Source organism: Synechococcus sp. O70.2, assembly GCF_047462135.1.
Lineage (GTDB): Bacteria > Cyanobacteriota > Cyanobacteriia > Thermostichales > Thermostichaceae > Thermostichus.
On record NZ_JANSIS010000005.1, the window covers coordinates 147,582 to 170,578 of the forward strand.

At 60.6% G+C, this 22,997-nt stretch carries 19 protein-coding genes; 13 read left to right on the forward strand and 6 right to left on the reverse strand.

Features of this window, described 5'->3' with window-relative positions; all coding sequences use genetic code 11:
* Positions 1-2: 2 nt before the first annotated feature.
* Both NW812_RS07400 and NW812_RS07405 read right to left on the reverse strand, forming a co-directional pair.
* Positions 3-476 (reverse strand): M67 family metallopeptidase, encoded by a 474-nt coding sequence (locus NW812_RS07400; RefSeq protein ID WP_414395457.1) that lies wholly within the window; start codon positions 474-476, stop codon positions 3-5.
* A 138-nt stretch (positions 477-614) separates the two neighbouring features.
* Positions 615-902, reverse strand: coding sequence for a DUF6464 family protein (locus NW812_RS07405; protein ID WP_414395459.1), 288 nt, complete (start codon positions 900-902; stop codon positions 615-617).
* A 219-nt stretch (positions 903-1,121) separates the two neighbouring features.
* Here NW812_RS07405 and hslO point away from each other — a divergent pair, with 219 nt between their 5' ends.
* Entirely contained in the window at positions 1,122-2,081 is a 960-nt protein-coding gene (hslO, locus tag NW812_RS07410) for an Hsp33 family molecular chaperone HslO (protein WP_414395461.1), read from the forward strand.
* Between the two features lie 213 nt (positions 2,082-2,294).
* Complete coding sequence (locus NW812_RS07415) at positions 2,295-3,302, forward strand: glycosyltransferase family 2 protein (protein ID WP_414395463.1); 1,008 nt, start codon at positions 2,295-2,297, stop codon at positions 3,300-3,302.
* A 9-nt stretch (positions 3,303-3,311) separates the two neighbouring features.
* On the opposite strand, the gene NW812_RS07420 is transcribed toward NW812_RS07415, so the two are convergent.
* Positions 3,312-4,538, reverse strand: coding sequence for a YcjF family protein (locus NW812_RS07420; protein WP_414395465.1), 1,227 nt, complete (start codon positions 4,536-4,538; stop codon positions 3,312-3,314).
* Positions 4,539-4,774: 236 nt separating this feature from the next.
* On the opposite strand from NW812_RS07420, the gene NW812_RS07425 reads away from it, so the two are divergent.
* The 3 genes from NW812_RS07425 (at position 4,775) to NW812_RS07435 (ending at position 6,367) form a co-directional block, all read left to right on the forward strand.
* On the forward strand, positions 4,775-5,326 hold the full coding sequence (locus tag NW812_RS07425) for a Dps family protein (protein WP_414395467.1): 552 nt from the start codon (positions 4,775-4,777) through the stop codon (positions 5,324-5,326).
* Positions 5,327-5,466: 140 nt separating this feature from the next.
* The gene (locus tag NW812_RS07430; RefSeq protein ID WP_414395469.1) at positions 5,467-5,739 is read left to right on the forward strand and encodes an Asr1405/Asl0597 family protein; all 273 of its coding nucleotides are present in this window, start codon (positions 5,467-5,469) and stop codon (positions 5,737-5,739) included.
* The gene (locus NW812_RS07435; RefSeq protein WP_414395470.1) at positions 5,723-6,367 is read left to right on the forward strand and encodes a (2Fe-2S) ferredoxin domain-containing protein; all 645 of its coding nucleotides are present in this window, start codon (positions 5,723-5,725) and stop codon (positions 6,365-6,367) included. The genes NW812_RS07430 and NW812_RS07435 overlap by 17 nt, the downstream gene beginning before the upstream one ends.
* Before the next feature lie 108 nt (positions 6,368-6,475).
* Here the strand turns inward: NW812_RS07435 and thrC are convergent, their stop codons facing one another.
* Both thrC and NW812_RS07445 read right to left on the reverse strand, forming a co-directional pair.
* Positions 6,476-7,588: a threonine synthase gene (gene thrC, locus NW812_RS07440; protein ID WP_414395472.1), complete on the reverse strand. Its 1,113-nt coding sequence runs from the start codon at positions 7,586-7,588 to the stop codon at positions 6,476-6,478.
* Positions 7,589-7,673: 85 nt separating this feature from the next.
* The gene (locus tag NW812_RS07445; protein WP_414395474.1) at positions 7,674-9,173 is read right to left on the reverse strand and encodes an isochorismate synthase; all 1,500 of its coding nucleotides are present in this window, start codon (positions 9,171-9,173) and stop codon (positions 7,674-7,676) included.
* 330 nt (positions 9,174-9,503) lie between these two features.
* Between NW812_RS07445 and menA the strand changes: the two genes are divergently transcribed.
* The 8 genes from menA (at position 9,504) to gyrB (ending at position 21,771) form a co-directional block, all read left to right on the forward strand.
* Complete coding sequence (gene menA, locus NW812_RS07450; protein ID WP_414395572.1) at positions 9,504-10,370, forward strand: 2-carboxy-1,4-naphthoquinone phytyltransferase; 867 nt, start codon at positions 9,504-9,506, stop codon at positions 10,368-10,370.
* 169 nt (positions 10,371-10,539) lie between these two features.
* On the forward strand, positions 10,540-12,282 hold the full coding sequence (locus tag NW812_RS07455; protein WP_414395476.1) for a hypothetical protein: 1,743 nt from the start codon (positions 10,540-10,542) through the stop codon (positions 12,280-12,282).
* A gap of 81 nt (positions 12,283-12,363) precedes the next feature.
* Positions 12,364-13,542: an LptF/LptG family permease gene (locus tag NW812_RS07460; protein ID WP_414395478.1), complete on the forward strand. Its 1,179-nt coding sequence runs from the start codon at positions 12,364-12,366 to the stop codon at positions 13,540-13,542.
* Between the two features lie 80 nt (positions 13,543-13,622).
* Entirely contained in the window at positions 13,623-16,709 is a 3,087-nt protein-coding gene (locus NW812_RS07465; RefSeq protein WP_414395480.1) for a hypothetical protein, read from the forward strand.
* 71 nt (positions 16,710-16,780) lie between these two features.
* On the forward strand, positions 16,781-18,016 hold the full coding sequence (locus NW812_RS07470; protein ID WP_414395482.1) for an LL-diaminopimelate aminotransferase: 1,236 nt from the start codon (positions 16,781-16,783) through the stop codon (positions 18,014-18,016).
* An 82-nt stretch (positions 18,017-18,098) separates the two neighbouring features.
* Positions 18,099-19,106, forward strand: coding sequence for a Gfo/Idh/MocA family protein (locus NW812_RS07475; protein ID WP_414395484.1), 1,008 nt, complete (start codon positions 18,099-18,101; stop codon positions 19,104-19,106).
* 33 nt (positions 19,107-19,139) lie between these two features.
* On the forward strand, positions 19,140-19,685 hold the full coding sequence (rimM, locus tag NW812_RS07480; RefSeq protein ID WP_414395486.1) for a ribosome maturation factor RimM: 546 nt from the start codon (positions 19,140-19,142) through the stop codon (positions 19,683-19,685).
* A gap of 157 nt (positions 19,686-19,842) precedes the next feature.
* Positions 19,843-21,771, forward strand: coding sequence for a DNA topoisomerase (ATP-hydrolyzing) subunit B (gene gyrB, locus NW812_RS07485; protein WP_414395487.1), 1,929 nt, complete (start codon positions 19,843-19,845; stop codon positions 21,769-21,771).
* On the opposite strand, the gene NW812_RS07490 is transcribed toward gyrB, so the two are convergent.
* A complete protein-coding gene (locus tag NW812_RS07490; protein WP_414395489.1) occupies positions 21,768-22,997 on the reverse strand; it encodes an ATP phosphoribosyltransferase regulatory subunit in 1,230 nt (409 codons plus the stop codon). The genes gyrB and NW812_RS07490 overlap by 4 nt on opposite strands.

Below are 22,997 nucleotides of genomic sequence, written 5' to 3' on the forward strand. Positions count from 1 at the left end.
GCTTAGAGCAAGGCAGGAGATGCCTCCGCCCAAACCTGGATGGGCTCCCGCTGCGGTTGTTCCTGCTCGTCCAAAACCCAGCTGGCCACCTCTTCTGCCTTGCCCTCGCGCACGCTGACGATCACGCAGGAAAAGCCCCAGGGGAAGGCATGCTGCCGGTCGAACTCGGAGGGGAGGGCAGGGTGGTTGGGATGGGAATGGTAGGTGCCTAGGATCCCTAGGCCCTTGCCACGAGCATAGTCGCTGGCTCGCTTGAAGTCAGCTGGCTCGATCAAGAAACGACGGCGGCTGGACTCCCCATCCGCCAAGGGGTTTTCAGCCTGATCCCAGCTGTTGGCCACCGGCCAAAGCTCGTGGACGAGCTTGTCAGATCCCTTGAGCTCGCCAATTAAAATGCCGCAGCCCTCGTAGGGGAAGGCCTGTTCGCCGTGTTGGCGGATGGCGTGGAGGTGCTCTGCCGAAAGGTAGAGGGCCATGAATCCCGCCTTTGCCGATGGAATTATCGTCCTTTATTCTGGCACAAATGGGCCCGGGCGTATCCTCCCCCCTCTGCTTGCGCCAGCGGTGTAGAGCACGGAAAACGCCGCTTGTCGCGCCCTGGGGTTATCCTGCAGCTACTCCGAGCCGCTGTGGCGGGAGGCCGGCGCTGGAGGGATAAGAGGCAGGTAGTGGGGGCAGCCCTGACAGGGCCCCTGGGGATTGACCGCGCAGCGCAACCATGCCGAGCGAGCGCTAAAGGCACAGGAGGGATCCCCTAGCGGTTGGCCAAACTCTCCAGCACGCTGGCGGCGCAGCAATACCACTTGTCGGCGCCAGTCCCGCAAAAATCGGCTATAGGCGTGTTCTTGCCAGCGACGCTTGGCTGCATGTTGTAAGAGTTGGGCGGTGAGGTGATCCACCATAAAAGGCCAGAAGGCGAGGAGTTGTGTTGGATTGGCCTGGATCCTCAGGATGGCACACCTTAGTAAGGGGAGGGAAAAATTGCAAACTCTCTTTGCCCTGGGGATAAGCTGCCTATGATGGTATGGGGCAAGCTAGCTTTGATTTTAGGAAGTTGCAGCAAGCCCAAGCCGCTAGGAGATCCCGGCAAGCTGGCTTCTGAGAGGAGTATCGAGGTTGTGATGAAAGGCGCCTGCGGCTCAGAGCAATGGCAAAACCCAAAAGCCATCTCTGAAAGTCTTCCCCCCTCTCCTCCGGATTACCTAGTCCGAGGTACGGCGGCAGAAGACAACATTCGCGTGGTGAGCGTTGTTTCCACTCAGGCAGTCCAGGAAGCGCGGGAGCGGCACCAGCTCTCCTATGTAGCAACAGTGGCGCTGGGGCGAGCCATGAGTGCAGCTCTACTGCTGGCGGCTGACCTGAAGGAACCCCAAGCCCGGATTGGCCTGCAAATTAGGGGCAATGGCCCCCTTGGTGGCATTCACGTCGATGCCGGCGTGGACGGTACAGTGCGCGGCTACGTGAGCAACCCGGCTATTGAACTTCCCCTCACCCCTGAGGGCAAGTTGGATGTAGGCCAGGCGGTTGGGCGCTACGGCTATTTGCACGTCGTGCGGGACTTAGGCTACGGCCAGCCCTACACCAGCACTGTAGAGCTGGTTTCAGGAGAAGTGGGAGATGACGTCAGCTACTACCTCACTTCCTCTGAGCAGATCCCCTCAGCGGTTCTGCTGGGGGTGAGCCTCGATTCCCAGCGAGTCCGTGCTGCCGGTGGAGTGCTGGTGCAGCTCCTGCCAGGCGCGCCGGCCAACTTGATCTCGGAGATAGAGTCTCGGCTAAGCCAGGTGGAGGAATTCACCCCCCAACTGGCCCGCGGCAAAGCTTTGCAGGAGCTGCTAGAAATTTGGCTAGGTGACTTGGATCTCAAGCTAGCGCCAGAGGTGCTCCCTGTCCGCTTCCATTGCCCCTGCAATTCCGAGCGGGTGAAGGGGGCACTGCGCATGCTAGAGCGGGATGAGCTCCTGGAGATGATCCAAACCGATGGGGGGGCGGAGGTGGTTTGCCAATTCTGCAACAAGGTCTACCGCCTTTCCGAAGACGAGCTGCGCTCGATTGTGGCTGAGATGTCGGCAAGCCAGTGAGGGTAAGGGTTGAGTTTGTCGACAAATCTTGGTGGACAAGCTTTCATCCTTGTCCTAGATTACTTACCAGGCCGATGGCGAGAGCCAATCTCGTGGGCGGGTCAAAGGCTCAATTAAGTGGGAGGCCAAAAGCGGCAACAGTGGCTTAAAGTCCCCCCTGGCCCAGCGCTCAACACAAGAGTTGCTAGAGAAAGAATCCCTACTTTTTTTCCGATGTCTCCCCTTACTCCTGAGCTCTCGGTTGTCATCCCCTGCAAGAATGAGGCAGACAACCTAGAGCACCTGTTTGAGCGCTTGCAGCTCACCTTGGATCCCCTGGGGATCCCCTACGAGGTTATCTGTGTCAACGACGGCAGCCAGGACGACACCCTAGAAAAGCTCATTGCTTTCCATCGCCGCGATCCTCGCATCAAGGTGGTCAACCTTTCCCGCTGTTTTGGCAAGGAGATTGCCCTCACGGCGGGTCTGGATTATGCCTCCGGCAGGGCTGTTGTTCCCATCGACGCTGACCTGCAAGACCCACCCGAGCTGATCCCCCAGATGCTGCAGCTATGGCGGCAAGGGTACCAGGTGGTCTACGCTGTGCGCCGCAGTCGCCAAGGGGAAAGCTGGCTAAAACGCCTAACGGCCAACGGGTTTTACTGGGTGATCGAGCAGCTGAGCCAGGTGCCGATCCCGCGCAATACGGGGGATTTTCGCCTCTTGGATCGGCAGGTGGTGGATGCTATCAAGCAACTGCGGGAGCGCACCCGCTTCATGAAGGGGATCTTCGCCTGGGTGGGCTACCGCCAGGTGGCCATTTTTTACGACCGCGCCCCCCGTTTTCGCGGCAAAAGCCAGTGGAATTACTGGCGGCTGTGGAACCTAGCCATAGAAGGCATCACTTCTTTTAGCTCCTGGCCGCTGCGGGTGTGGAGCTATCTGGGCTTGGGGATCTCGCTAGCCGCTCTGCTGTATGGCCTTTTCCTCGTCGTCCGTACCTTGCTGTTTGGATCTGATGTGCCTGGCTACGCCTCTTTGGCGGTGATGATCTTGTTTTTGGGCGGGATCCAGTTGATTAGTCTAGGCGTGATTGGAGAGTACTTGGGCCGCGTTTTTGAAGAGGTCAAGGGCCGCCCTTTGTACCTAGTCAATGGCACCTTTGGGCTGGAGAGCTCCCCCCCTTTGCCTGCAGCAGAGTCCCAATCCATCTACAGCTCCAGTTCGCTGCCTAGCCAATAGGAGCGGCCCTCACTCTTTTAGAGCAGTGCGCCTAGAGGCCGCATATTGTCGGTACTCGCGCACAAAGATCTCCTGCACTTCCTTTTGGGAGAGCTGGATCCCTCGAATTTCAGCGCGAGCAATGGCTTTCATCAGCTCAATGTAAGCCAAGCCCAGGGAAAGGGTGAGGGTGGCTGCTGTGGTGGATTGGATAATGCCGCCTGCAAGGGATCCCGCGCCAGGAATCATCTTTAGCAAGTTGGAGACAATCGCCCGCCCAGTGACCACTGCGCCCCCAATGCCCGCCAGACTCGCTATCAGAGAGTAGTAAAAAGAAGGAGAAGCTTTGTAGCCAAAGATAAAGCTAATATTGGCAATCATGCCCACTTGTGACGCTACCAGTAGAGGGGCATCCGCAAAAGGAAGGGGTGCGGCCCCGATGAACGCTGCGCTAGCCACATAGGCCGACACATACTTAAAAGCAGCATCAGCTTTGAGATCTACCCGCAACAACTGCTGCCGGATGAAAGCAAGGCGAGCGGCTTCCGGCAGTAGCTCCGACGTACAGCCAATCAGGTGCTCCAGCCCATGGGCGGGTATGGTGAGGTGTCGGTTAATGACCTTGTCCCGGGCCAAAACAGGAACGATGTAGCGAACGGGCAGATTTTGGCGCTGCAAGTACTGGAAAAACTCGCTCTCTTCGGGATTTGGGTATTCCAGACATTGGGTCAAGACCAGGATGACTGGCACATCTTTGAGTTCTAACTCTCTTAGCCACTCGCGCTCGGTTTCCTCCAGCCGCTTTAGCTCGTGGTGGATGCAATACCAAACAATGTGAATGTGATGTTTGGGATCCTTAAAGCGCAGCTCGTCGATGAGTTGGGCCACCTCGAGACGGATTTGGGTATTTTGTTCTCCCGCCAATTCCATGCCAGGTGTATCGTAGATGGTAATTGGGCAACCCTGCTTCGAGTACTTGCGAATGTGGCGGGTAACAGGGCTGCCAACTCCAGTGCGGGCCAGCTCGTCTTTAAACACCGCGTTAACTAAAGTGCTTTTGCCCACCCCGCTTTTGCCAATCACCAGGACGTTGCAATGGCCCATTTCGGCCTCCGCCTCTAGCAGGCTCTCTTGGAGCAGGTAGCCGGCCCAACCTTCTGGGTTCCCCTCTTGCCCCCGAGCACGCGCAACAGCCCGCTGGGTCACGTGAATAAGTCTTTCAATCCAGGAGGGCATTCTCGCCTCCGTCCGCGACATGATCTTTCCCCAGTGAGGGTCGGTACGGGATCCCTAATCCAGTGTGCCATCCTCTCCCCCACAGTTTCTGCCCCTGGCGCTTGTTCAAGAAGCTTTATTGAGAGCTACTCACAAGAGCTACTGGTTTGCCCTATGCTGGGGAAAAGTCAACACCAAAAACCCCTGCGTCGACTCAATCAACTCCGTTGGGTAGTCTGGATAGATAGCTGTATCCTCACTTTGGAGAACCCTGCCCTATGTCTGAAACCTCAACCCTGCGTCAGGCCTTCAACACCGTCCGCAACAACGCTGTCCTGCTCGGCCCGGAGGTCACCCAGCCAATCTGCGAGGGGATGAACGCCCTTCTGGCCAGCTTCCAAGGGCTGTACTTGCAATACCAAAAGCACCACTTTGTGGTGGAGGGCACTGAGTTCTACCCCCTACACCAACTGTTCAAGGATCACTACGAGCAGGTGAGGGAACACGTCCACGACCTGGGAGAGCGCCTCGCAGGTTTGGGGGGTGTGCCAGTGGCTACCTTTAGCAGCTTGACCAAGCTCTGCTGCTTTACCCCTGAGCCCGATGGCGCTTTCGAGGCCCGGCAAATGTTGAAGAACGATCTGGCTGCGGAGCAGGCCATCATCGATCTGCTGCGGCGCCAGGCTGCTCAGGCGGAGAGCTTAGGGGATCGCGCCACCCGCTACCTCTACGAGCAGATCTTGCTGAAGACGGAGGATCGGGCCTTTCACCTCAATCACTTCCTGGCCGATGACAGCCTAGTGTTTGGCTTGATGGACGCCAGAGCCTAGCCCAGATCCAGAGCAGGCTTGCCGGTCAAGGGGGCCTGCTGCTTGCAGGCGGACCTCATTTTTGCAACGTCTTGTTGAAAACTTATATCACTATTGCCTAGCTGCGTTTAGACTTATTTGCCGAGACTTTGCTTCTGGCCATGAACCCCCTGTCCTATGGAAGTGGCTATTGCTTGCAGATCCCGCTAGGGGAGCGCTGGCGCATCCGGCGGCGGCTGGTGGAGTTGGGGATCCCAGCAACCTGTACGGGAGAGGGCTATTTGCAGGTGCAGGTGGACTCGCCTTTGGCTGTGGTGCAGGTGCGCAGCGTGATCCGCCAATACACGGCGCGGCGGCAGGAGTTGTTGGACAGCCTAGAGGCTTGTTGGCGCCTCAACGCAGAGGCTGGCGGACAAGATGAGCAAGTTTGCTAAGCAAAGGATCCCGTTTGAGGTAGAGGGCCAGTTCCTGGGATTTCTTCCCGACAAGGATGGCAAGCTCAAGTACTTGCGCTGGCAGGCCGCAGCAGAAGTGTTTGTCGGCAAGATCCCCAAGCCGCTGCGTTCCGCCCTCTACCGTACCCTCAAGCCAGGGGATAGGGTGCAGATTGCGGGGGAACGGGAAGTCGATCGGCTCAAGGAGCGGGAGAAATGGGTGCTCTACCGCGTGGTTCCGCTCGGAGAGAGGGCGGGGTGTATAGCTTCCGGGGCCGAGGCAGATCCTAAGCTGGTTGCTCCAAAGGCTAAAGGTAAGGTGCTGGTCTGCCAAAAATCCAACTGTTATCGGCGTGGAGCTGGAGCGGTTATGCAGGCCCTAGACTTCCATTTAGCTGCCTACTCCGGCTCAATTTGCGTGGAGGGGGTGGGCTGTCTGAAAGATTGCCAGCGGGGCCCAAACCTGGTGTTCCTGCCCGACAAAGTTCGCTACAGCGGTGTTTCTCCGCAAGCTGTCCCCGCCTTGCTAAAGCGGCACTTTCCGCTAGTTCAGCAGGCTGACCAAAGCCAGGCTGCTGCAAGCCAAGGTGTACAGCCCGAAGAGCGCAAGCGGGCCTCGGCGCTGTAGCAGACGAGCGAAATGCCGGTAGTCCTCGTTCGCAACAGCAGCAAGTTCATTTGCCTAGGAGTACGTTGAGCGAGGAGGTCATGCTCCCGCTACCCAAATCCGGCAGCCCTAAAAGCCCATCAAGCGGGCCACAGCAGCCAAATCGGGGACAACCCCCGTGTGGATGGGAGCAGATCCCTGTTGGGCGGCCGTGTCGGGATCCTTAAGGCCGTTGCCGGTGAGCACGCACACCACCTGGGCGCCGGCAGGCACCTGATCCCGCCATTTCAACAATCCAGCCACCGCAGCGGCACTGGCCGGCTCGCAGAAGATCCCTTCCTCTCTTGCCAACAGATGATAGGCGGCCAAGATCTCCTCGTCAGTTACACTGTCTACCCGCCCACCGCTGACTTGGACGGCCGCTTTGGCCTTCGCCCAACTGGCAGGGTTGCCAATGCGGATGGCCGTGGCCACCGTTTCTGGGTGCTCCACGACACGGTTGAGGACGATGGGGGCGGCGCCAGCAGCCTCAAAGCCGTAGAGCCGTGGGCGACGGCTGGCCTTGCCTCGCTGGTAGTAGTGGCAAAAGCCCATCCAATAGGCGGTGATGTTGCCGGCGTTGCCCACCGGAATACAGAGCCAATCGGGGGCATCTCCCAAGGCATCCACCACCTCAAAGGCGGCAGTTTTCTGCCCCTCCAGCCGAAAGCGGTTGACAGAATTGACCAGTGCCACCGGGTAGGCTTCCGCCAGTTGCCGCACCATGGCCAGTGCCTGGTCAAAGTTGCCCCGAATGGCAATGATCTCCGCCCCATACATCAGGGTTTGGGCCAGCTTGCCCTTGGCCACATAGCCATCAGGGATCAGCACGTAGGCCCGCAAGCCCCCTTTGGCTGCATAGGCAGCGGCTGCTGCCGAGGTATTGCCGGTGCTGGCACAGATGATGGCCTCTGCCCCCGCCTCTTTGGCTTTGGACACCGCCAGGGTCATGCCCCGATCCTTGAAGCTGCCCGTGGGATTGAGGCCTTCCAGCTTCAGGTAAACCTGGCAGTCTCGCCCCAGCCGTCGGCTCAGCGCAGGAGCAGGGATCAAAGGGGTATTGCCCTCATGCAGCGTCACTACGGGGGTGTTGGGACTGACGGGGAGCCACTCCCGGTAATGCTCGATAACGCCGGGCCAGAGACCCACTTGGGCGCGGGATCCGGCCCTGGGCAGGGAATAGGTGGGATTGAGGGTAACCATGCTGCCGACAAGTCGAGGCCGTTGGAGGGCCAGCTCTCTAATTTAACTGTTCGAAGACCGTTGTAGCGGCTTGGCCAGCTCTCGGCTAAGGACCCAGGGGATCTGGCGGCCGGAGGGCCAGGGCCTGGACCAGCGCGTGCAGCTTGAGGCGGATCTCAGCCACCTCCTGCTCGGGCTTGGAGTCGGCTACGATGCCAGCGCCAGCATACAGGCGGGCCCGCTTTCCCTCAATCAGGGCTGAGCGGATCCCGACCACCAACTCGCCATTGCCCTGTAAGTCCACCCAGCCCAAGGGGGCGGCATAGCTTGCCCGATCAAAGGGCTCTAGCTGCGCCAGCCACTGCAGTGCTGCCTGCTGGGGGTAGCCTCCTACAGCGGCAGTGGGGTGGAGTTGGGCCAACAGGTCAAACAGGTGGACGTGGTCGGGAAGTTCCGCTTCGATAACAGTTTGCAGGTGCTGGATGTGGGCCAAACGGCGCAGCCGTGGCTGAGGGGAGATCCAGGGATCCATCCCCAGCCAGCCCAGAGCCTCCTGAATTGAGCGCACCACCCACTGGTGTTCGCGGCGGTTTTTGGGGCTGCGGAGCAGCTCCTCGGCCAAGCGGCAATCCTGGGGCTCGGTAGAGCCGCGGGCAGCCGAGCCTGCCAAGGCATCGATCTGCACCCGGCCTTGCCACACCGAAAGCAGTCGCTCTGGGCTGGCTCCCAAAAAGACTTGGGGAGGCAAATCCCCCTTGCTTTCTGAGGCAAAGGCAAAGACGCTGCAGTCGGGATGATAGGCCTCCAGGTAGGCCAGCAGCGAAGGGATGGCGGGGGGAGAGGGCAACGCCAGGTCTACCGCTTCCGCCAGCACCACTTTCTCAAGGGATCCCGCCCGAATGACTTGCAGGGCCTTTTCAATTCGCGCCAAGAGGGCCTCTTCTGCCAGGGCCACCTCCAGAGGGGGCTGGGGCCTCCAGGCGGGCAAGGGGGCCTGGGCAAGGCGCTGCATGTGGGCAAAAAAGGCGGCGATCTGGCCAGCTAAGGCTGCCAAGTCGCTGTCGGGGCCAATTTCTAGGTTGAGCCGCGCCACCGTCAACTTCCCCTGCACCTGCCATAGCTGCCAGCGCGGCAGAACCAGCGCTGCTCCGCCGCCACTGTGGGGGGCAAAGCCAAAACGGCAGAAGCACAATAGGCGCTCCTGGGGGCTACTTGGAGCCGGAGCGGTGTGAACATGAGGCTGCAGGGCTTGCACAAAGTCTCGCGCCACCTGGAATCGCTTCTCTCCGGCAAGATCAGCCCGCCGCAGGGATCCCCACCCCAGCACTTGCACCCGTTCCCCCTGCACCGTGTGGGCAAAGTAGCAATAGCTAGGAAGGTGCTGGAGAGGAAGCAAGCTCAACTCTTGGGCCAGGGCCGCCAGGGGATTGAGCCCGGGGAAGGGCCAGGCCAAGCTGAGAATCTGAGGAACCCCCTTTGCCCGCGCTAGCTGTTGGTAGGCTTCTAGGAGGGGCTTTTCCTTCTCTGGCCAATCAGCAGGGCTTAGCGGCGGCCGCCCGGCTCTTGCCGCGCCGTGGACATTCCAGGGGAAAAGAGAGGAAGTCATGCGCAAAAAAGAGGGGGATAATCTCACCTTGGCCGAAAACAAGACAAGCGTCGATAGAGACTTGGCAGGGCGCTTGAACCTACGGTTCGCTTCCGCGAACAAGACAAGGAGAGGAGCCAGGGGCGAAACTTGAGGAGCTTCTTCACAGATTGCAAAGTTCCTTAGATCTTTGGAGATGGGAACAGGAGCCCCCTAACCTAACAAGTACGGGACCAAGCCAATACCACCATGCCTGCCCAGCCGCAGCCGCCTAAGACAAATCCAAAGGCTAGCCAAGGCCAGCTTGGGGAAGAGAGCAGCCGCGATGCTTCCTTGCGGCGACAGCTGTGGATGGCTGCCCTCAAGCCCCCCATCTACAGCGTGGCCATCATGCCCATTTGGGTGGGATCCGCCATTGCCTACGCCCAGGTGGGTGCAATGGACGTGGAGATTTTGCTGGTGTTTTTGGGGGCGGCCGTTTGCCTCCTGGCTTGGGTCAACCTCAGCAATGACGTGTTCGATGCCCAGACAGGAGTGGACAAAAACAAGCTCCACTCGCTAGTCAACCTGACGGGCAAGCCGGCGCAGGTGTTCTGGGTTGGCAACGCCTTTCTGGCCCTGGGGCTAGCCGGGATCCTCTGGCTGAGCTGGAGGCAGGGGGATCCCACGGTGTTGCTGTTGGTGCTGCTGGCCTGCGGGCTAGGCTACGCCTACCAGGGGCCGCCGCTGCGCCTGGGCTACCAAGGGCTTGGGGAGATCCTCTGCTTTTTGAGCTTTGGGCCACTGGCGGTTTTGGCTGCCCACTACAGCCAAAGTCGGACTTGGTCGCTGCCGGCCTTGGCAGCCTCGGTGGTGGTGGGGATAGCAACCAGCTTGATCCTGTTTTGCTCCCATTTCCATCAAGTGGAAGATGATCGCGCTGCCGGCAAGCGCTCGCCAGTGGTTCGCCTGGGCACCCGCCGCTCCGCCCGCCTCGTCCCCTGGATCTGCGGCAGTGTTTTTGGCCTGCTGCTGCTGTTTGTGGGGCTGGGGATTTTCCCAGCTTGGACGCTTCTGGGTTGTGCCGGGATCCCGTCTGCCGTGCGGCTTTCCCGGCTGCTGGGCACCTATCACGATCAGCCGCAGCGGATTAGTCATTCCAAGTTCATTGCTGTTGGCCTCCACTTTTGGCTGGGGCTGTTTCTGGGGCTGGGCTTTATCCTCAGCCGCTTGGGTTAGTTAGGGGGAAGACGGGGGTTGTGATCTAGATCCTCCTGCTGCTGGCAAACTGCGCTAAGCTACAGCCTAACTGCCGGGTTGAGGAGCTGGGGATCAAAGCGGAGAAGTCGTAAGGATGCGGCAATTTTTCCATTCCAATCTAGGGGTAGCGCTCTTGGGGAGCGGGCTCTTGGCGGCTTTGGTTGCCTGGGCCTTGGCTCTTGAAATTGAAGCAGTGAAAGTGGAGCCTTCTCCCCCAGATCAGCCCCTTTCGGTCAGCCGCAAGGTGGACATTGTCGGACAGCAGGGGGGACGCCGTCGTTGGCGACTCATCGCCGAACAGGTAAAGCTGGCTGCCGGGCAACAGGTGTTCGAGCAGGGAGCGCGGGGCTACTTCTATGGAGACGGTGTCGATGCGGGGGAAGGCGCGCCGAGTCCGTTTTTTGCCAGCAGCAAGCAGGTGACTTGGCGGGCCAAGCGAGCCCGCTACGATGCCACTGCCGACGAGCTGTACCTGGAGGAAGAAGTGGAGGTTAGAAGTGACGACGGCAGCTTGCTCCTGACTAGCGCCTTGAGGATTACCCCTGCAGAGCGCATAGAAGTGCCAGCAGCGTTTACCGTCAAAGGGCAAGAAATGGTGCTGCAAGGCCGCTCCGGCTCGTTTAACTTTCCCTTTGCCCTCCTCAGGGCCGAGCAGGGCAAGCTCGTTGTCCTGCCGGGGGATGGCCTGGACGGCGCCACCTCCACCACCATTACCGCTGACCAGCTCACCTACGACCGCAGCCAGCAGGTGGCCGAGGGGAAGGGCAACCTGCGCATCCGCGAAGGGGGTCTTGAGATTCGCGCCCCCCAAGGCACCTACCTACGCCAACAGGCGCAAAGCATTCTCTCGGGTGGCGTGGTGTTGCAGGAGGTGGCTGCTAAAAGCAGCCGGGATCCCCTCCTGGCCGACCTGCGCTTGGCCCAGGCTGCTCCCGCTTCCGCGGCAACTCCAAACCCCCAGAACCAGGAAGTTACCATCATTGCCGACCGCCTCACCTACGACCGCAACACGCAAGTTGCCCGCGGGGAAGGCAACCTGGAAGTTCAACAGGGGGAAACCACCATCCAGGCAGCTCAGGGCATCTACCGCCGTCGCGAGTCCCAAAGCCTGTTGACAGGGGGAGTTACCCTGCGCGAGCCTGGGCGGGTGCTCACGGCTGCTCGTTTGGAGGGCAACCACCGCGACAAGATCTTCGTCTTTGAAGAGAATGTGCTCTACCGGCAGATGGCCACCTCCACGCCGGCTGGCGGCGGCGGATCCCTGACGGAGGAGCTGCGCCAGGCTGAAACGGAGGTGCGGGCTGCCCGCCTGGTTTACAACTCCCGCACCGGCACCTCGGAGTTCAGTGGGGCCGTCGAGTTTATCCAGCGGGGGCGGAAAGCCAAGGCCAACCAGGCCATCATCACCCCTGAGAAGGTGGAGCTGCGGGGAGAGGTGGTGATCGAGCAGATCGAGGGAGACTGGCTGGCGCGGCGCCTCCAAAACCCCCAGACTCAAGCGGATGTGGATCAACCGACGGTGATCTACGCCAACCACGTGGAAATTGAGCAAGCCAGCGGCGACGCCCGTTTCTTTGGTCAGGTGGTCATTGTGCAAGCCAACCGCGCTGTCGAAGGGGATCGGGCGGAGTACTCCGACCAAGAGCAGATTTTCAGAATTACCGCTGAGCGGGCTCCTGTTCTGCTTTGCGATCGCGGCGAGCTCAATCCAATTCCCCGCAAAACGACCGAGGGGCTGCCCGGCCGCGATGCTCTGGATCACCTGTGCCGAGGCGCCAACCGCCTCAGCGGCAAGCTGGTCACCCTGAATATAAAGCAGGATGAGTACACCGTCGAAGGGGACGGAGAGCGGCAGGGGATGGTTCAATTTCGCCTCACCGATGCCCTCTGAAGGGATCCAGCTCTTGCCTTCCGTCGTCTATGCCGGCTGGGGCGGCCAAAGTTGCACTCCAGTCCGAGGTGGTCAAGGCAAATGCCCACCCAATTGACCAAGGGTAAACGGCGCAAAGCTGCTGCGGGGGAGGGGAGCTTTTGGGGATCCCTGAGGCTTGGAGGCTTTTTTTTGGAGTTTTATCTTTTTAAGGAGATGATCCGCCCCTTCTTCCTGGGAGTGGCGGGGGGCGCAGTGATGATGCTGGGCAACCAGCTTTTTATCTATGCCGATTTGCTGGTGAAAAAAGGAGCTCCTCCTCTAACAATTTTGCACATTCTCCTCCTCAACTTGCCCGCTATTTTGGTGGTTACCTTTCCCATTGCTGCCCTCTTTGCCACCCTGCTTACCCTGGGCAGGATGGGAGCTGATAGCGAGATGACGGCGCTGCGGGCGGCTGGGATCCCCTACCGCAAAGTGTTAATTCCCCTGCTCTGCATTGGCCTGCTGATTAGCGGCCTAGCGCTCTTTACCCATGAGGTGATTGTGCCCCAGACCAACCAAAAGGTGAAGACCCTCAACACCAACCTCATCCTGGCCCAGGATGCTCTGCCCTTCAACCCCGGAGAGGTGGTCCGGGTGGACAGCGACCTCTGGTTTCACGTTGGCTCGATGGACCCAAAGACAGGCTTGATGCAGGACTTGTTGATTTTGGATCGCAAGGCTGAGACGGGCCATCTGCGCTACCCGCAAGTGATCTCAGCCCAAAGGGCCCAACGGGTGGGCCAGGTGTGGCATTTGCAAGGGGTGGTGATCCGTCGCTATGACGAGCAGGGGCGCACCTACTACGAAGGCCACGTGGCAGAGATGGAGCTCAACATTGTCAACCAGTTGGTGGGCCTGGTGTATGCCGAAAAGGTGCCCCAGGAGCAACGGGCAGCAGAGCTGTGGGAGCAATGTCAGCGATACCGGAAGGAGCAACGTCCTGCTGCCGATGTGGCCCGCTGCCTGACGGAATACCACCTCAAGTTCGCCATTCCTTTGGCCAGCTTTTTTGCCATCTTGGTAGCGGCGCCCCTGGGCTTGCAGACGGTGCGGCAGACTGGCCGCTACGGCAGTGTGGCGCTAGCGATTGTTCTGGTGTTTGTTTACTATGTACTGATGAGCCTGGGACGTGCGATGGGTCGAGTTGGGTATATCGATCCCTGGCTAGCTGCCTGGCTGCCGAACATGATTTTCGGTGGGGTGGGCCTCGGTCTGCTGTGGCGGTTTTTGCGGTGAGATCTGGTAGCTTCTCGCAGGGCTTCAGCCCATGGGCAAGGTGGCTAGCCCTTTGCTGGGGCAGCTCCCTGTGGGTGGGAATGGAGAGGGCGGTCTTTGCCCAGCCGGATCCCCTGCCTACCAACCTAGAGGGCTATCAGCGCTTTTGGGCAGCGCAAACCTCGGCCCAGCAGCTACAACTGGCTCACCGAGCTCCCAATCCAGAACCGGCTGCTCCCACCGGCGCCAGCCTGTTGGGGGATCCCATTGCTCCATCCTCCCCGCCGTCTAGCACCCCTCCTGAAAAGGCCCTCACGCCAGAAGAGCTCAGCCGGCAGCGGCTACAGTGGCTCTTGGCCGAGGGGGCAGCAGCCCATGCACGGCAGCAGGCGCAACAGGCCCAGGCAACACCGTCTTCCCGGCCTACTACAGCTATTCCTACTCTGGACTCCCTTCGCTCCTTTTGGCCTATAACTTCCCGAGCTGCTGACTTGCAGGTAGAAGAGCAGCCCAACGAAGCAAGGGGCTTCTCCCCTGTCGAGGGCCTGGCCACTGCTCAAGGGCAAAAGACGGCATTGACCTCGCCAGCCGGTGGGAACTTGAATACTAGCCCTCAGAGAACCGCTCAAAGCGGGACGGAGGTATTCACCCCCACTGCCGGATCCCTCCTAGCTCCCCAGTTGTTGGAGCGGTTCCCCCTGCTGCGGGACCTAAGCCCAGAAGCTGCTCCCCCTGTCGGCCAGGGATCCCAAATTCGCCAGCAACTGGCCACCACTGTCCAACGGCAGATCCCTCTTGACCCGGATCAAGTCAATGTCAGCGGGGATGTGCTCAGCTACCTTGCTGAACAAGATGTGGGCATTGCCGAGGGGAACGCCCAGATCCAGCTGGCTGACGGCACCCGCATCAGCGGCGAGCGGCTGGTGTTTTACCGGCGGGAACGGCGCCTGCGCAGCGAGGGCCCTTTTCGCATGGAGTGGCCTCCTGGGCCGCAGGGGCGCGGGATCCGGCAAATTGAAGGGCAAAACCTGGACTTGGATATTCCCGGTCGCAGGGCTCAATTTGAAAACTCGCTGGTGATCCTGCCTGGGGAGGAGCCGGGCACCAAGATCTTTGTGCGCAGCCAAAAGACCACCGCCCTGCTGGGGGATCAGATCTTCCTTGAGAAGGCAACCCTCACCACCTCACCAGAACCGCCCATCACCCACTACGTGCAAGGGGAACGGGTGGAGGTGTTTCCCGACAACCAGGTTATCGTTTACAATGCCCGCGTCTTTGCTGGCGGCGAGCTGAGCAAGGAGGGCGAACTGCGGGCGGGGCTGCAGATTGCCTACCTGCCCCTTTTCATTTACAGCCTGCGAGATCACCAGTGGGTGCTGCCAGGGCGGAGCAAGGCGGAAGGAGTGTTTGTCAAGTCCAGTTGGGCCTACCGCTTCAACGAGTACAACTTTGGCGGCCTGCGGCTGGATGTCTTGCAGAAGAAAGGCCTGGGCCTTGGCTTTGTCCACGACTACATCCTCCCCATCCCCGACAGCGTCAACTATGGGCGGGCCCAGTTTTACCTGGTAACCGAGGCCGACGAGCAGCGCTTTTCCGGCCGCCTCCGCCTTGACCACAATTTCGACTTCTACGCCGCCAACATCTTCGGCCAAGAAGGCCAACTGCGGGGACAGCTTAACCTCAACCTGGACAACACCTACCGCCCTGCCGGCGGGCGCAACGACAATGCCGATCTCCGCCTCAATGCCACCTTCCAGGGGGATCTCTCGACCACCACCCTCAACATCAACCGCAGCGGATCCCAGGAGAACGGCACCTACACCTTTCCCCTCACTCTTAGTCACGTGCAGCGCTATGGGGGCGTGCCTTGGCTGCAGTCGGATCTGCGCTTGGACTACAACCAGCGGGTAAGCGTCAAAGACGGGCCAGATTTTGCCGACGCACGGCTGACGCTGGGCACCCAGCTCACCCCCCCTGGCTGGGGTGGCACCTACCGCCTGGCCTACCGCGCCTACAGCAGCTCCAACGGCGACACCGAGCCGCGCCGCAATTTCGAGCTGGCCTTCAACCCCGATCTCCTCCGCCTCAGTCCCGATATCTTCCTCAGCAGCGCCCTCACCCTGACCCAAGAGCAACAGCCGAATCGAGAAGGGGGATCTGGCCTCAACTTTTTCAATCGCTACGAGCTGCGCTCCAGCCTTCAGTTCAACGACATTCAACCGGCTCCTTGGATCACCTTCATACCGGGTTCCATCGATTACACTCAAGTCCTATACTCCACTCCCAACCAGGAGTCCACCGTCAGCCTCAACCCCCGCCTTAGCTTCAAGCCTGCTGAATGGAACACCATCGACCTGCGCTACAGCCGCACCTTCTACGGCAACAACTCCGCTCCTTTTCAAACCCTTTCCGCCAGCCCCCAAGATGTAGATCGCCTCAACGCCAGCATTAGCTTCTTCACCCCGCGCAATTTCTTGCCCAACGTGCCTCCCGGCTACCTTGCCTTTGAAGATGACCTGCCCGGCGAGCTGCCCATAGCCCTGACTTTTCCCGACGACACGCCGGAGGACTTGGAAGCAATTGCCTCCCGTAACCTGCAGGAGCTGCAGGCGCAAGTGAGGAACCTGCTGCGCTTTGACACCACCCTTGGCTATGATTTCGTTGCCCAAAGGTGGGATGCCCTCAACGCCAACTTTACCTGGAACACCGTGCCCGAGCTGTTCAACGTCCAGGTGCAAACTTCCTACGACCTCAACAAGGGGCAATGGCAACCCATTCGGCTGGAGTACCGGGGGCGCAGCAGCACCACCTTCAACCGGGATCAACGCTCGGGTCTAGACAGCTATGAGCCGGGGATTAGCTACGCGCTGCAGGCAGTTTACGATCCCCGGTCGGGAGGAATTTCCACCTACGGCCTTGACCTGGATGCCACCCTTGGCACGCAGTGGCAAAACCACTGGCGGCTCCGCCTGGGCCTGACGGAGGCAGGGATCCGCCGCCTTGAGGTACGCCGCGACCTGCGGGACTTGGAGCTGCGCTTGGCCTACGATCCCCTGGCGGGGTCACTGCGCCTGGAAGGGATCCTGGTGGCCTTCCCCAGTCGCCCGGTGGGCCTGACGCAAGAGCGGGGGGAGTTTCAACTGACCTCGCCAGTGGGCGCCTTCAGCCTGGAGAGGCTGGGGCTGTGAGCTGGTAAGCAGCGGGGAATTGGCTTCGGCTACACTGGAGGGCCGACGGTTCTTTGCAGCGCTCAACTCCTATGGCCAGGATCAACGACCATTTCCTCAAGCTCAAGGCTGGCTATCTCTTTCCCGAAATTGCCCGGCGCGTGCAGGCCTTTGCCGCCGCCCATCCCGAAGCTCAGATCATCAAGATGGGCATTGGCGATGTCACCGAGCCGCTGCCGGCAGCCTGTCGAGCCGCCATGATCCGGGCCGTGGAGGAGATGGGGGATCGGGCTACCTTCCGCGGCTATGGACCGGAACAGGGCTACGAGTGGCTGCGCCAGGCCATTGCCCAGCACGACTTTCAGGCCCGCGGCTGCGACATCGACGCTTCCGAGATCTTCATCTCCGATGGCTCCAAGTGCGACTGCGGCAACATTCTGGATATTCTCGGCCACGACAACACCATTGCCATCACGGATCCTGTCTATCCGGTTTACGTGGACACCAATGTGATGGCGGGCCATACGGGGCCAGCCAACGAGCGGGGCGAATACGAGGGCCTGGTCTATCTGCCGCTGACGGCGGAAAACCACTTCACCGCCAGCCTGCCCGAGCAAAAGGTGGACGTCATCTACCTCTGCTTTCCCAACAACCCCACTGGTGCAGTCGCCACGCGGGAGCATCTGCAGGCCTGGGTGGACTATGCCCGCGCCCACAACTCGCTCATCCTCTTTGATGCTGCCTACGAGGCCTACATTACCGAGCCCGGGATCCCGCACTCCATCTACGAGATCCCAGGGGCCAGGGAATGTGCCATCGAGTTCCGCTCCTTCTCCAAAACGGCTGGCTTTACCGGCACCCGCTGCGCCTTTACGGTGGTGCCCAAGTCGCTGCGAGGCCAAGCTGCCGATGGCTCCTGGGTGGATCTGTGGAGCCTGTGGTATCGCCGCCAGTCCACCAAGTTCAACGGTGTGGCCTACATTGTGCAGCGAGGGGCTGAGGCTGTCTACTCTGAGGAGGGGCAGGCGCAGGTGCGGGCTCTGGTGCAGTTTTACCTGGAGAATGCCCGCATCATTCGTGAGCAGTTGGCCAAAGCCGGCCTCCAGGCCTACGGCGGCGTCAACGCTCCCTACGTTTGGGTAAAAGCCCCGGAGGGGCTAAGTAGTTGGGAGTTTTTCGACAAGCTGCTGCACACCTGCCATGTGGTGGGCACCCCCGGATCTGGCTTTGGCAGCGCTGGCGAGGGCTATCTGCGCCTGTCGGCTTTTAACAGCCGCGCCAACGTGGAGGAGGCGATGCGCCGCATTGTCAGCGTGTTTGGAAGCTAAGGGGCTAGAGCTTTGGCGGGGGAGCAGGGATCTTCCCGGACAAGCTGGAGAGGGCAAGATCCCTGGTGTGGGGCTCTATGGGATGCTACAGACAGAAACGGGCTACGAGAGGGGACAGACCTTGCGGGTGGGGATCATCGGCACTGGCTACGCAGCTCGCTCACGGGCAGAGGCCTTGCGCAAAGATGAGCAGGTGAAGATTGTGGCTGTTGCTGGCCGAACGCCCCAGCGAAGTGCCGCCTTTGCTGCTGAGTTTGGGGCTACTGCCTATTCCGACTGGTCTTCCCTGTTTTGCGAGCAGCGGCTGGATTTGGTGTTTGTCAGCACCATCAATCGGGATCATGCAGCCATCGCCCGTGCCGCTCTGGAAGCCGGGATCCACACTGTTGTGGAATATCCCCTGGCCTTCAGCGCTGCCGAAGCTCGTTCGCTGGTGCAATTGGCTGCGGAACGGCGGCTGCTGTTGCATGTGGAGCACATCGAGCTCCTCAGCGGCGTTCACCAGTTGCTGAGACGGGAGCTGGCAGGGCTGGGCAAGTTGCTTGCCGTTCGCTACATTACCCTCACTGCCACCCACCCTGCCCCTGACCGCTGGACTTATCGGCCCGACCTCTTCGGCTTTCCTCTCACGGGGGCTGTCTCCCGCATCCACCGCCTGGTGGACCTGTTGGGGAAAGTAGAGCGGGTGAGCTGTCAACTGCGCTACGACGGTCCAGACCTGCCCCACCGCTACAGCAGTTGCTACTGCACGGCCCAACTGAGTTTTGCCAACGGGCTGCTGGCAGTGTTGACCTACGGCAAAGGGGATTCGCTGTGGTGTTCCCAGCGCCTACTGGAGTTCCATGGCCAGCGCGGTGGCCTGTTAATCAACGGCGAAGAGGCGACGCTGTTGCGTCCCGGCAGCGCCCACCCCCTGGAGACCGGCTCCCGCCGCGGCCTGTTTGAGCAAGATACCCGCCTGGTGCTAGATCACCTGCGACAGGGCAGCCCTCTTTACGTGGATACTGAGAAAATGCTCCACGCCCTTGCTGTGGCCGAAGCTGCTGAGCAATCTGCCCAGACGCAGCAGGTCGTCTGCGTCCAGGATTAGTATTCTTGTGGCGACCTGGCTTTGGTTAGCGCCATGTCTAGGGATCGCGCTTGGCTGCTAGTGGGACAGGTGGTGGCGGCCCACGGTCTACGGGGCTGGCTGCGAGTTAAGTGTTGGTCGGATTTTCCGGAGCGCTTCACCCAGCCAGGGCCCCGCTGGCTGCAGCGGGATAGCGACCCCGAGCCCCTCCTGCATTCTCTAGTTGAGGGGCGGTTTTTTCCGAACAAGGGCCTGTACTTGGTGCGGCTAGAAGGGATCTCGGATCGCACAGCGGCAGAGGCTTGGGTGGGCGCTAAAGTGCTGGTGCCTGCTTCCCAGCGCCCCTCCCTAGGGCCGGAGGAGTACCACTACCGCGATCTCATTGGTCTGGCCGTCTACCATCAAGGGCGGCTGCTGGGGCATGTTTCGGCCATCTGGGCTGGTGGCCAAGATGTCTTGGAGGTCTCTACTCCCGACAAGCGGCAGGTGTTGATCCCCTTCGTGAAAGCTCTGGTGCCGGTGGTGGATCTGGAAAAAGGCCAACTGCAGGTGCAGCCGCCACCGGGCCTGGTGGAGAGCTTTCTTGGCCCAGACAGCTAGCCCTCCTGCACCCCCTGGCTAAGTCGGCCCTCGAAGGCCGCTGTTTTGCCCTTCTAGGCTTTTGTGCTATCATGGCGGCAGTGTTTTGGGTAATGGCCTCTTCTCTGGCCTCAAGAGTCAATTTTTCCGGACTTGTGCTAGCGAGGCTGCGATTGCAATGACAGAAAACTACGGTGCAGAGCAGATCCAAGTTCTAGAGGGCTTGGAGGCTGTGCGCAGGCGGCCTGGTATGTACATTGGCTCCACGGGGCCAAAGGGATTGCACCACTTGGTGCATGAGGTGGTGGACAACTCGGTCGACGAGGCCCTGGCCGGCTACTGCAACGAGATCCAGGTTACCCTCTACCCCGACGGTTCAGTGGCGGTGCTGGACAATGGCCGCGGCATCCCGGTAGACATCCACCCAAAAACAGGGCAGCCGGCGCTAGTGACGGTCATGACCGTGTTGCATGCCGGCGGCAAGTTTGGGGGAGGCGGCTACAAAGTCTCCGGGGGGCTGCACGGCGTTGGCGTCTCAGTAGTAAATGCCCTCTCGGAGTGGCTAGAGGCCAGAGTCTGGAGAGATGGCAAGGTTTACTTTCAGCGCTTTGAGCGGGGGGCAGTCGTGGGATCCCTAAAGGCTGAGCCGCAGCCTCCGGGATCTCACCAGCGAGGCACAGAGGTACGCTTTAAGCCAGATGCCCTGATTTTCCCCGAGCGGGAGTTTGACTACGATCTGCTAGCAAGCCGTTTTCGGGAGCTGGCCTATCTCAACGCCGGCTTGAAGATTACCTTCAGCGATCTGCGGCGGGATCCCGTCCGCTGCGAAGTCTATCAATTTACGGGTGGCATTAAGGAATACGTGGCTTTTATTAACCACGAGAAAACCCCCCTCCACGCCGACGTTATCTACATCCACGGGGAGCGGGATGGGGTTGAGGTAGAAGCCGCCCTGCAGTGGTGTGGAGATGTCTACACCGATACGGTCATTGGCTTTGCCAACAACATCCGCACCACCGAAGGGGGCACCCACCTGGAGGGATTGAAGACTGCCCTCACCCTCACCATCAACAGCCAAGCCCGCAAGCTCAACAAACTCAAAGATTCTGATCCCAACCTGGCGGGCGAAAACGTGCGGGAGGGGTTGACGGCCATTGTCTCGGTCAAGGTGCCCAACCCCGAGTTTGAGGGGCAGACCAAAACCAAGTTGGGCAACACCGAGGTGCGGGGCATTGTCCAGACCATTGTCTCGGAGGCCCTCACGGAGTACCTCGAGTTCAACCCCAACGTGGCTAGGGGGATTGTCGACAAGGCCATCCAGTCCTTCAACGCCGCCGAGGCGGCCCGCCGGGCCCGGGAATTGGTGCGCCGCAAGTCGGCTTTGGAGTCCTCCACGCTGCCGGGGAAACTGGCCGACTGCAGTTGCCGCGACCCCGCAGAGTCGGAGGTGTATTTGGTCGAGGGCGACTCGGCAGGGGGCAGCGCCAAGCAGGGCCGGGATCGCCAGTTCCAGGCAGTGCTGCCCTTGCGCGGCAAGATCCTCAACATCGAGAAGGCCGATCCCGCCAAGATCTACAAAAACGCTGAGATTCAGGCCATGATCACGGCGCTGGGCTTGGGGGTCAAGGGGGAAGAGTTTGATCCCAGCCAGCTGCGCTACCACCGCATCATCCTCATGACCGACGCCGACGTGGACGGCAGCCACATTCGCACCCTGCTGCTTACCTTCTTTTACCGCTATCAGAAGGCGCTCTTGGAGCAGGGCTACGTCTACATTGCCTGTCCGCCCCTCTACAAGATTGAGTGGGGCCGCAACAATGTGCGCTACTGCTACAACGAGGCGGAAAAGGAGCAAGTTCTGCGCAGCCTGCCGGCCAACGCCAAGTACACCATCCAGCGCTTCAAGGGCTTGGGGGAAATGATGCCGGAGCAGCTCTGGGAAACCACCATGAACCCGGCAACGCGCGTTCTCAAGCAAATCACCATCGAGGATGCCGCCGAGGCGGATCGCATCTTCACCATCTTGATGGGCGATGCCGTCGGCCCCAGGCGGGAATTTATTGAAGCCCACAGCGGCCAGTTGGATCTGGCGGCTCTGGATATTTAGTCCACGTGGGAGATGTGGTAGCTGCCATCAGCCTGCACCCAGGCAATCTCGGGGATCCGGCACTGGCGGGCGTAGGCCTCGATCTCTTCGGGCGTCCGATCCAGCAACTCCAGCTCCACCGCCTCTGACTCCCGCCAGCGGGCAGCCAAGGCTAGGGCTGCCGGGATCCCTGCCGGCACCAGCGGCACCACCAACCGCTTGCAGGTCGCGGCCTCGGCCTGAGCATCGGGGGGCAAAAGCCGCAGCAGGGTATCTGGCAGGAGGGTAAAACCAATCCCTGGCTGCTCGAGTTGCTGCGGGCTATAGAGGGCATAGAGCCGGTCGTAGCGCCCGCCCAGGGCGATGACCTCTCCCCCCACCACTGCCTGGAAGACAATGCCGGTGTAGTAGGCTAGAGTCTGCAGCAAGCTAAGGTCTAGCACCACCCGCACCTGATGGGCCTCTAGGATCTGGCACAACTGCCGCAGATCCCGCAGCCGCTCCGACGGCACCGGAAGCTGGGCAAGCTGAGGTAGAACCTGGTCAGGCTGGCCGCGCAGCCCCAGAATCTGCAAGCCAATTTGGCGGGCTGCTTCTGGCAAAGGGGCGGACTCCAGGTAGACGTAGTCAAGCTGGGCTATGGCGCGGCGCACTGCCGCCTGGGCCTTGGGAGCAACAGGGTTGAGCAGGCTCTCGGTCAAGCCCACATCTCCCAAAAGTAACGTCCAGTTGCTGAGGCCGACAGCGCGCACGCAATCGGCCAAAAGCAGCAAGATCTCGGCATCTGCTAGCCACCCGCCTGCACCGATGAGCTCCACTCCAGACTGGAAAAACTCTTGGCTAGTGTAGGATCCCTCCTCCCGCCGGCTATTGCGGAAGACGTTGCCGTGATAGTAAAGCCGCAGGGGCAGGGGCCCGCCCGCCAGCCGGGTAGCCGCCGCCCGCACAATAGAAGCGGTAAACTCGGGGCGCAGCCCCAGCATCGTTCCTTCCCCATCCCGCAGTTGCAGCACGGCCTCGCCGCGGATGGATCCTCCAGCCAGTAGCGTCTCCAGCCGCTCCAGGGTGGGCGTGATGATGCGTTGATAGCCGTAGCGGCGAAAAACCTGAGTTAGCTGCGCCTCCAGCCTTTCCCGCCGCTGAACCTCCCGCGGTAGGAAGTCGCGAGCGCCAGTGGGGGGGCGCAGGGAACTAGCTTCGGGGCGGGGATCACCGCCGACGCGATCGTACAGGCTGTCCTGCCGCAT

What these genes read in the sequence shown, in the direction of transcription:
- NW812_RS07460 (WP_414395478.1), top strand. Translation starts at nt 12,364, where the DNA reads ATGCCCACCCAATTGACCAAGGGTAAACGGCGCAAAGCTGCTGCGGGG.
- NW812_RS07470 (WP_414395482.1), top strand. Translation starts at nt 16,781, where the DNA reads ATGGCCAGGATCAACGACCATTTCCTCAAGCTCAAGGCTGGCTATCTC.
- NW812_RS07425 (WP_414395467.1), top strand. Translation starts at nt 4,775, where the DNA reads ATGTCTGAAACCTCAACCCTGCGTCAGGCCTTCAACACCGTCCGCAAC.
- NW812_RS07435 (WP_414395470.1), top strand. Translation starts at nt 5,723, where the DNA reads ATGAGCAAGTTTGCTAAGCAAAGGATCCCGTTTGAGGTAGAGGGCCAG.
- NW812_RS07445 (WP_414395474.1), bottom strand. Translation starts at nt 9,173, where the DNA reads ATGACTTCCTCTCTTTTCCCCTGGAATGTCCACGGCGCGGCAAGAGCC.
- NW812_RS07420 (WP_414395465.1), bottom strand. Translation starts at nt 4,538, where the DNA reads ATGTCGCGGACGGAGGCGAGAATGCCCTCCTGGATTGAAAGACTTATT.
- rimM (WP_414395486.1), top strand. Translation starts at nt 19,140, where the DNA reads ATGTCTAGGGATCGCGCTTGGCTGCTAGTGGGACAGGTGGTGGCGGCC.
- NW812_RS07475 (WP_414395484.1), top strand. Translation starts at nt 18,099, where the DNA reads ATGCTACAGACAGAAACGGGCTACGAGAGGGGACAGACCTTGCGGGTG.
- NW812_RS07430 (WP_414395469.1), top strand. Translation starts at nt 5,467, where the DNA reads ATGAACCCCCTGTCCTATGGAAGTGGCTATTGCTTGCAGATCCCGCTA.
- thrC (WP_414395472.1), bottom strand. Translation starts at nt 7,588, where the DNA reads ATGGTTACCCTCAATCCCACCTATTCCCTGCCCAGGGCCGGATCCCGC.
- NW812_RS07415 (WP_414395463.1), top strand. Translation starts at nt 2,295, where the DNA reads ATGTCTCCCCTTACTCCTGAGCTCTCGGTTGTCATCCCCTGCAAGAAT.
- NW812_RS07490 (WP_414395489.1), bottom strand. Translation starts at nt 22,997, where the DNA reads ATGCGGCAGGACAGCCTGTACGATCGCGTCGGCGGTGATCCCCGCCCC.
- menA (WP_414395572.1), top strand. Translation starts at nt 9,504, where the DNA reads ATGGCTGCCCTCAAGCCCCCCATCTACAGCGTGGCCATCATGCCCATT.
- hslO (WP_414395461.1), top strand. Translation starts at nt 1,122, where the DNA reads ATGAAAGGCGCCTGCGGCTCAGAGCAATGGCAAAACCCAAAAGCCATC.
- NW812_RS07465 (WP_414395480.1), top strand. Translation starts at nt 13,623, where the DNA reads ATGGAGAGGGCGGTCTTTGCCCAGCCGGATCCCCTGCCTACCAACCTA.
- NW812_RS07405 (WP_414395459.1), bottom strand. Translation starts at nt 902, where the DNA reads ATGGTGGATCACCTCACCGCCCAACTCTTACAACATGCAGCCAAGCGT.
- NW812_RS07400 (WP_414395457.1), bottom strand. Translation starts at nt 476, where the DNA reads ATGGCCCTCTACCTTTCGGCAGAGCACCTCCACGCCATCCGCCAACAC.
- gyrB (WP_414395487.1), top strand. Translation starts at nt 19,843, where the DNA reads ATGACAGAAAACTACGGTGCAGAGCAGATCCAAGTTCTAGAGGGCTTG.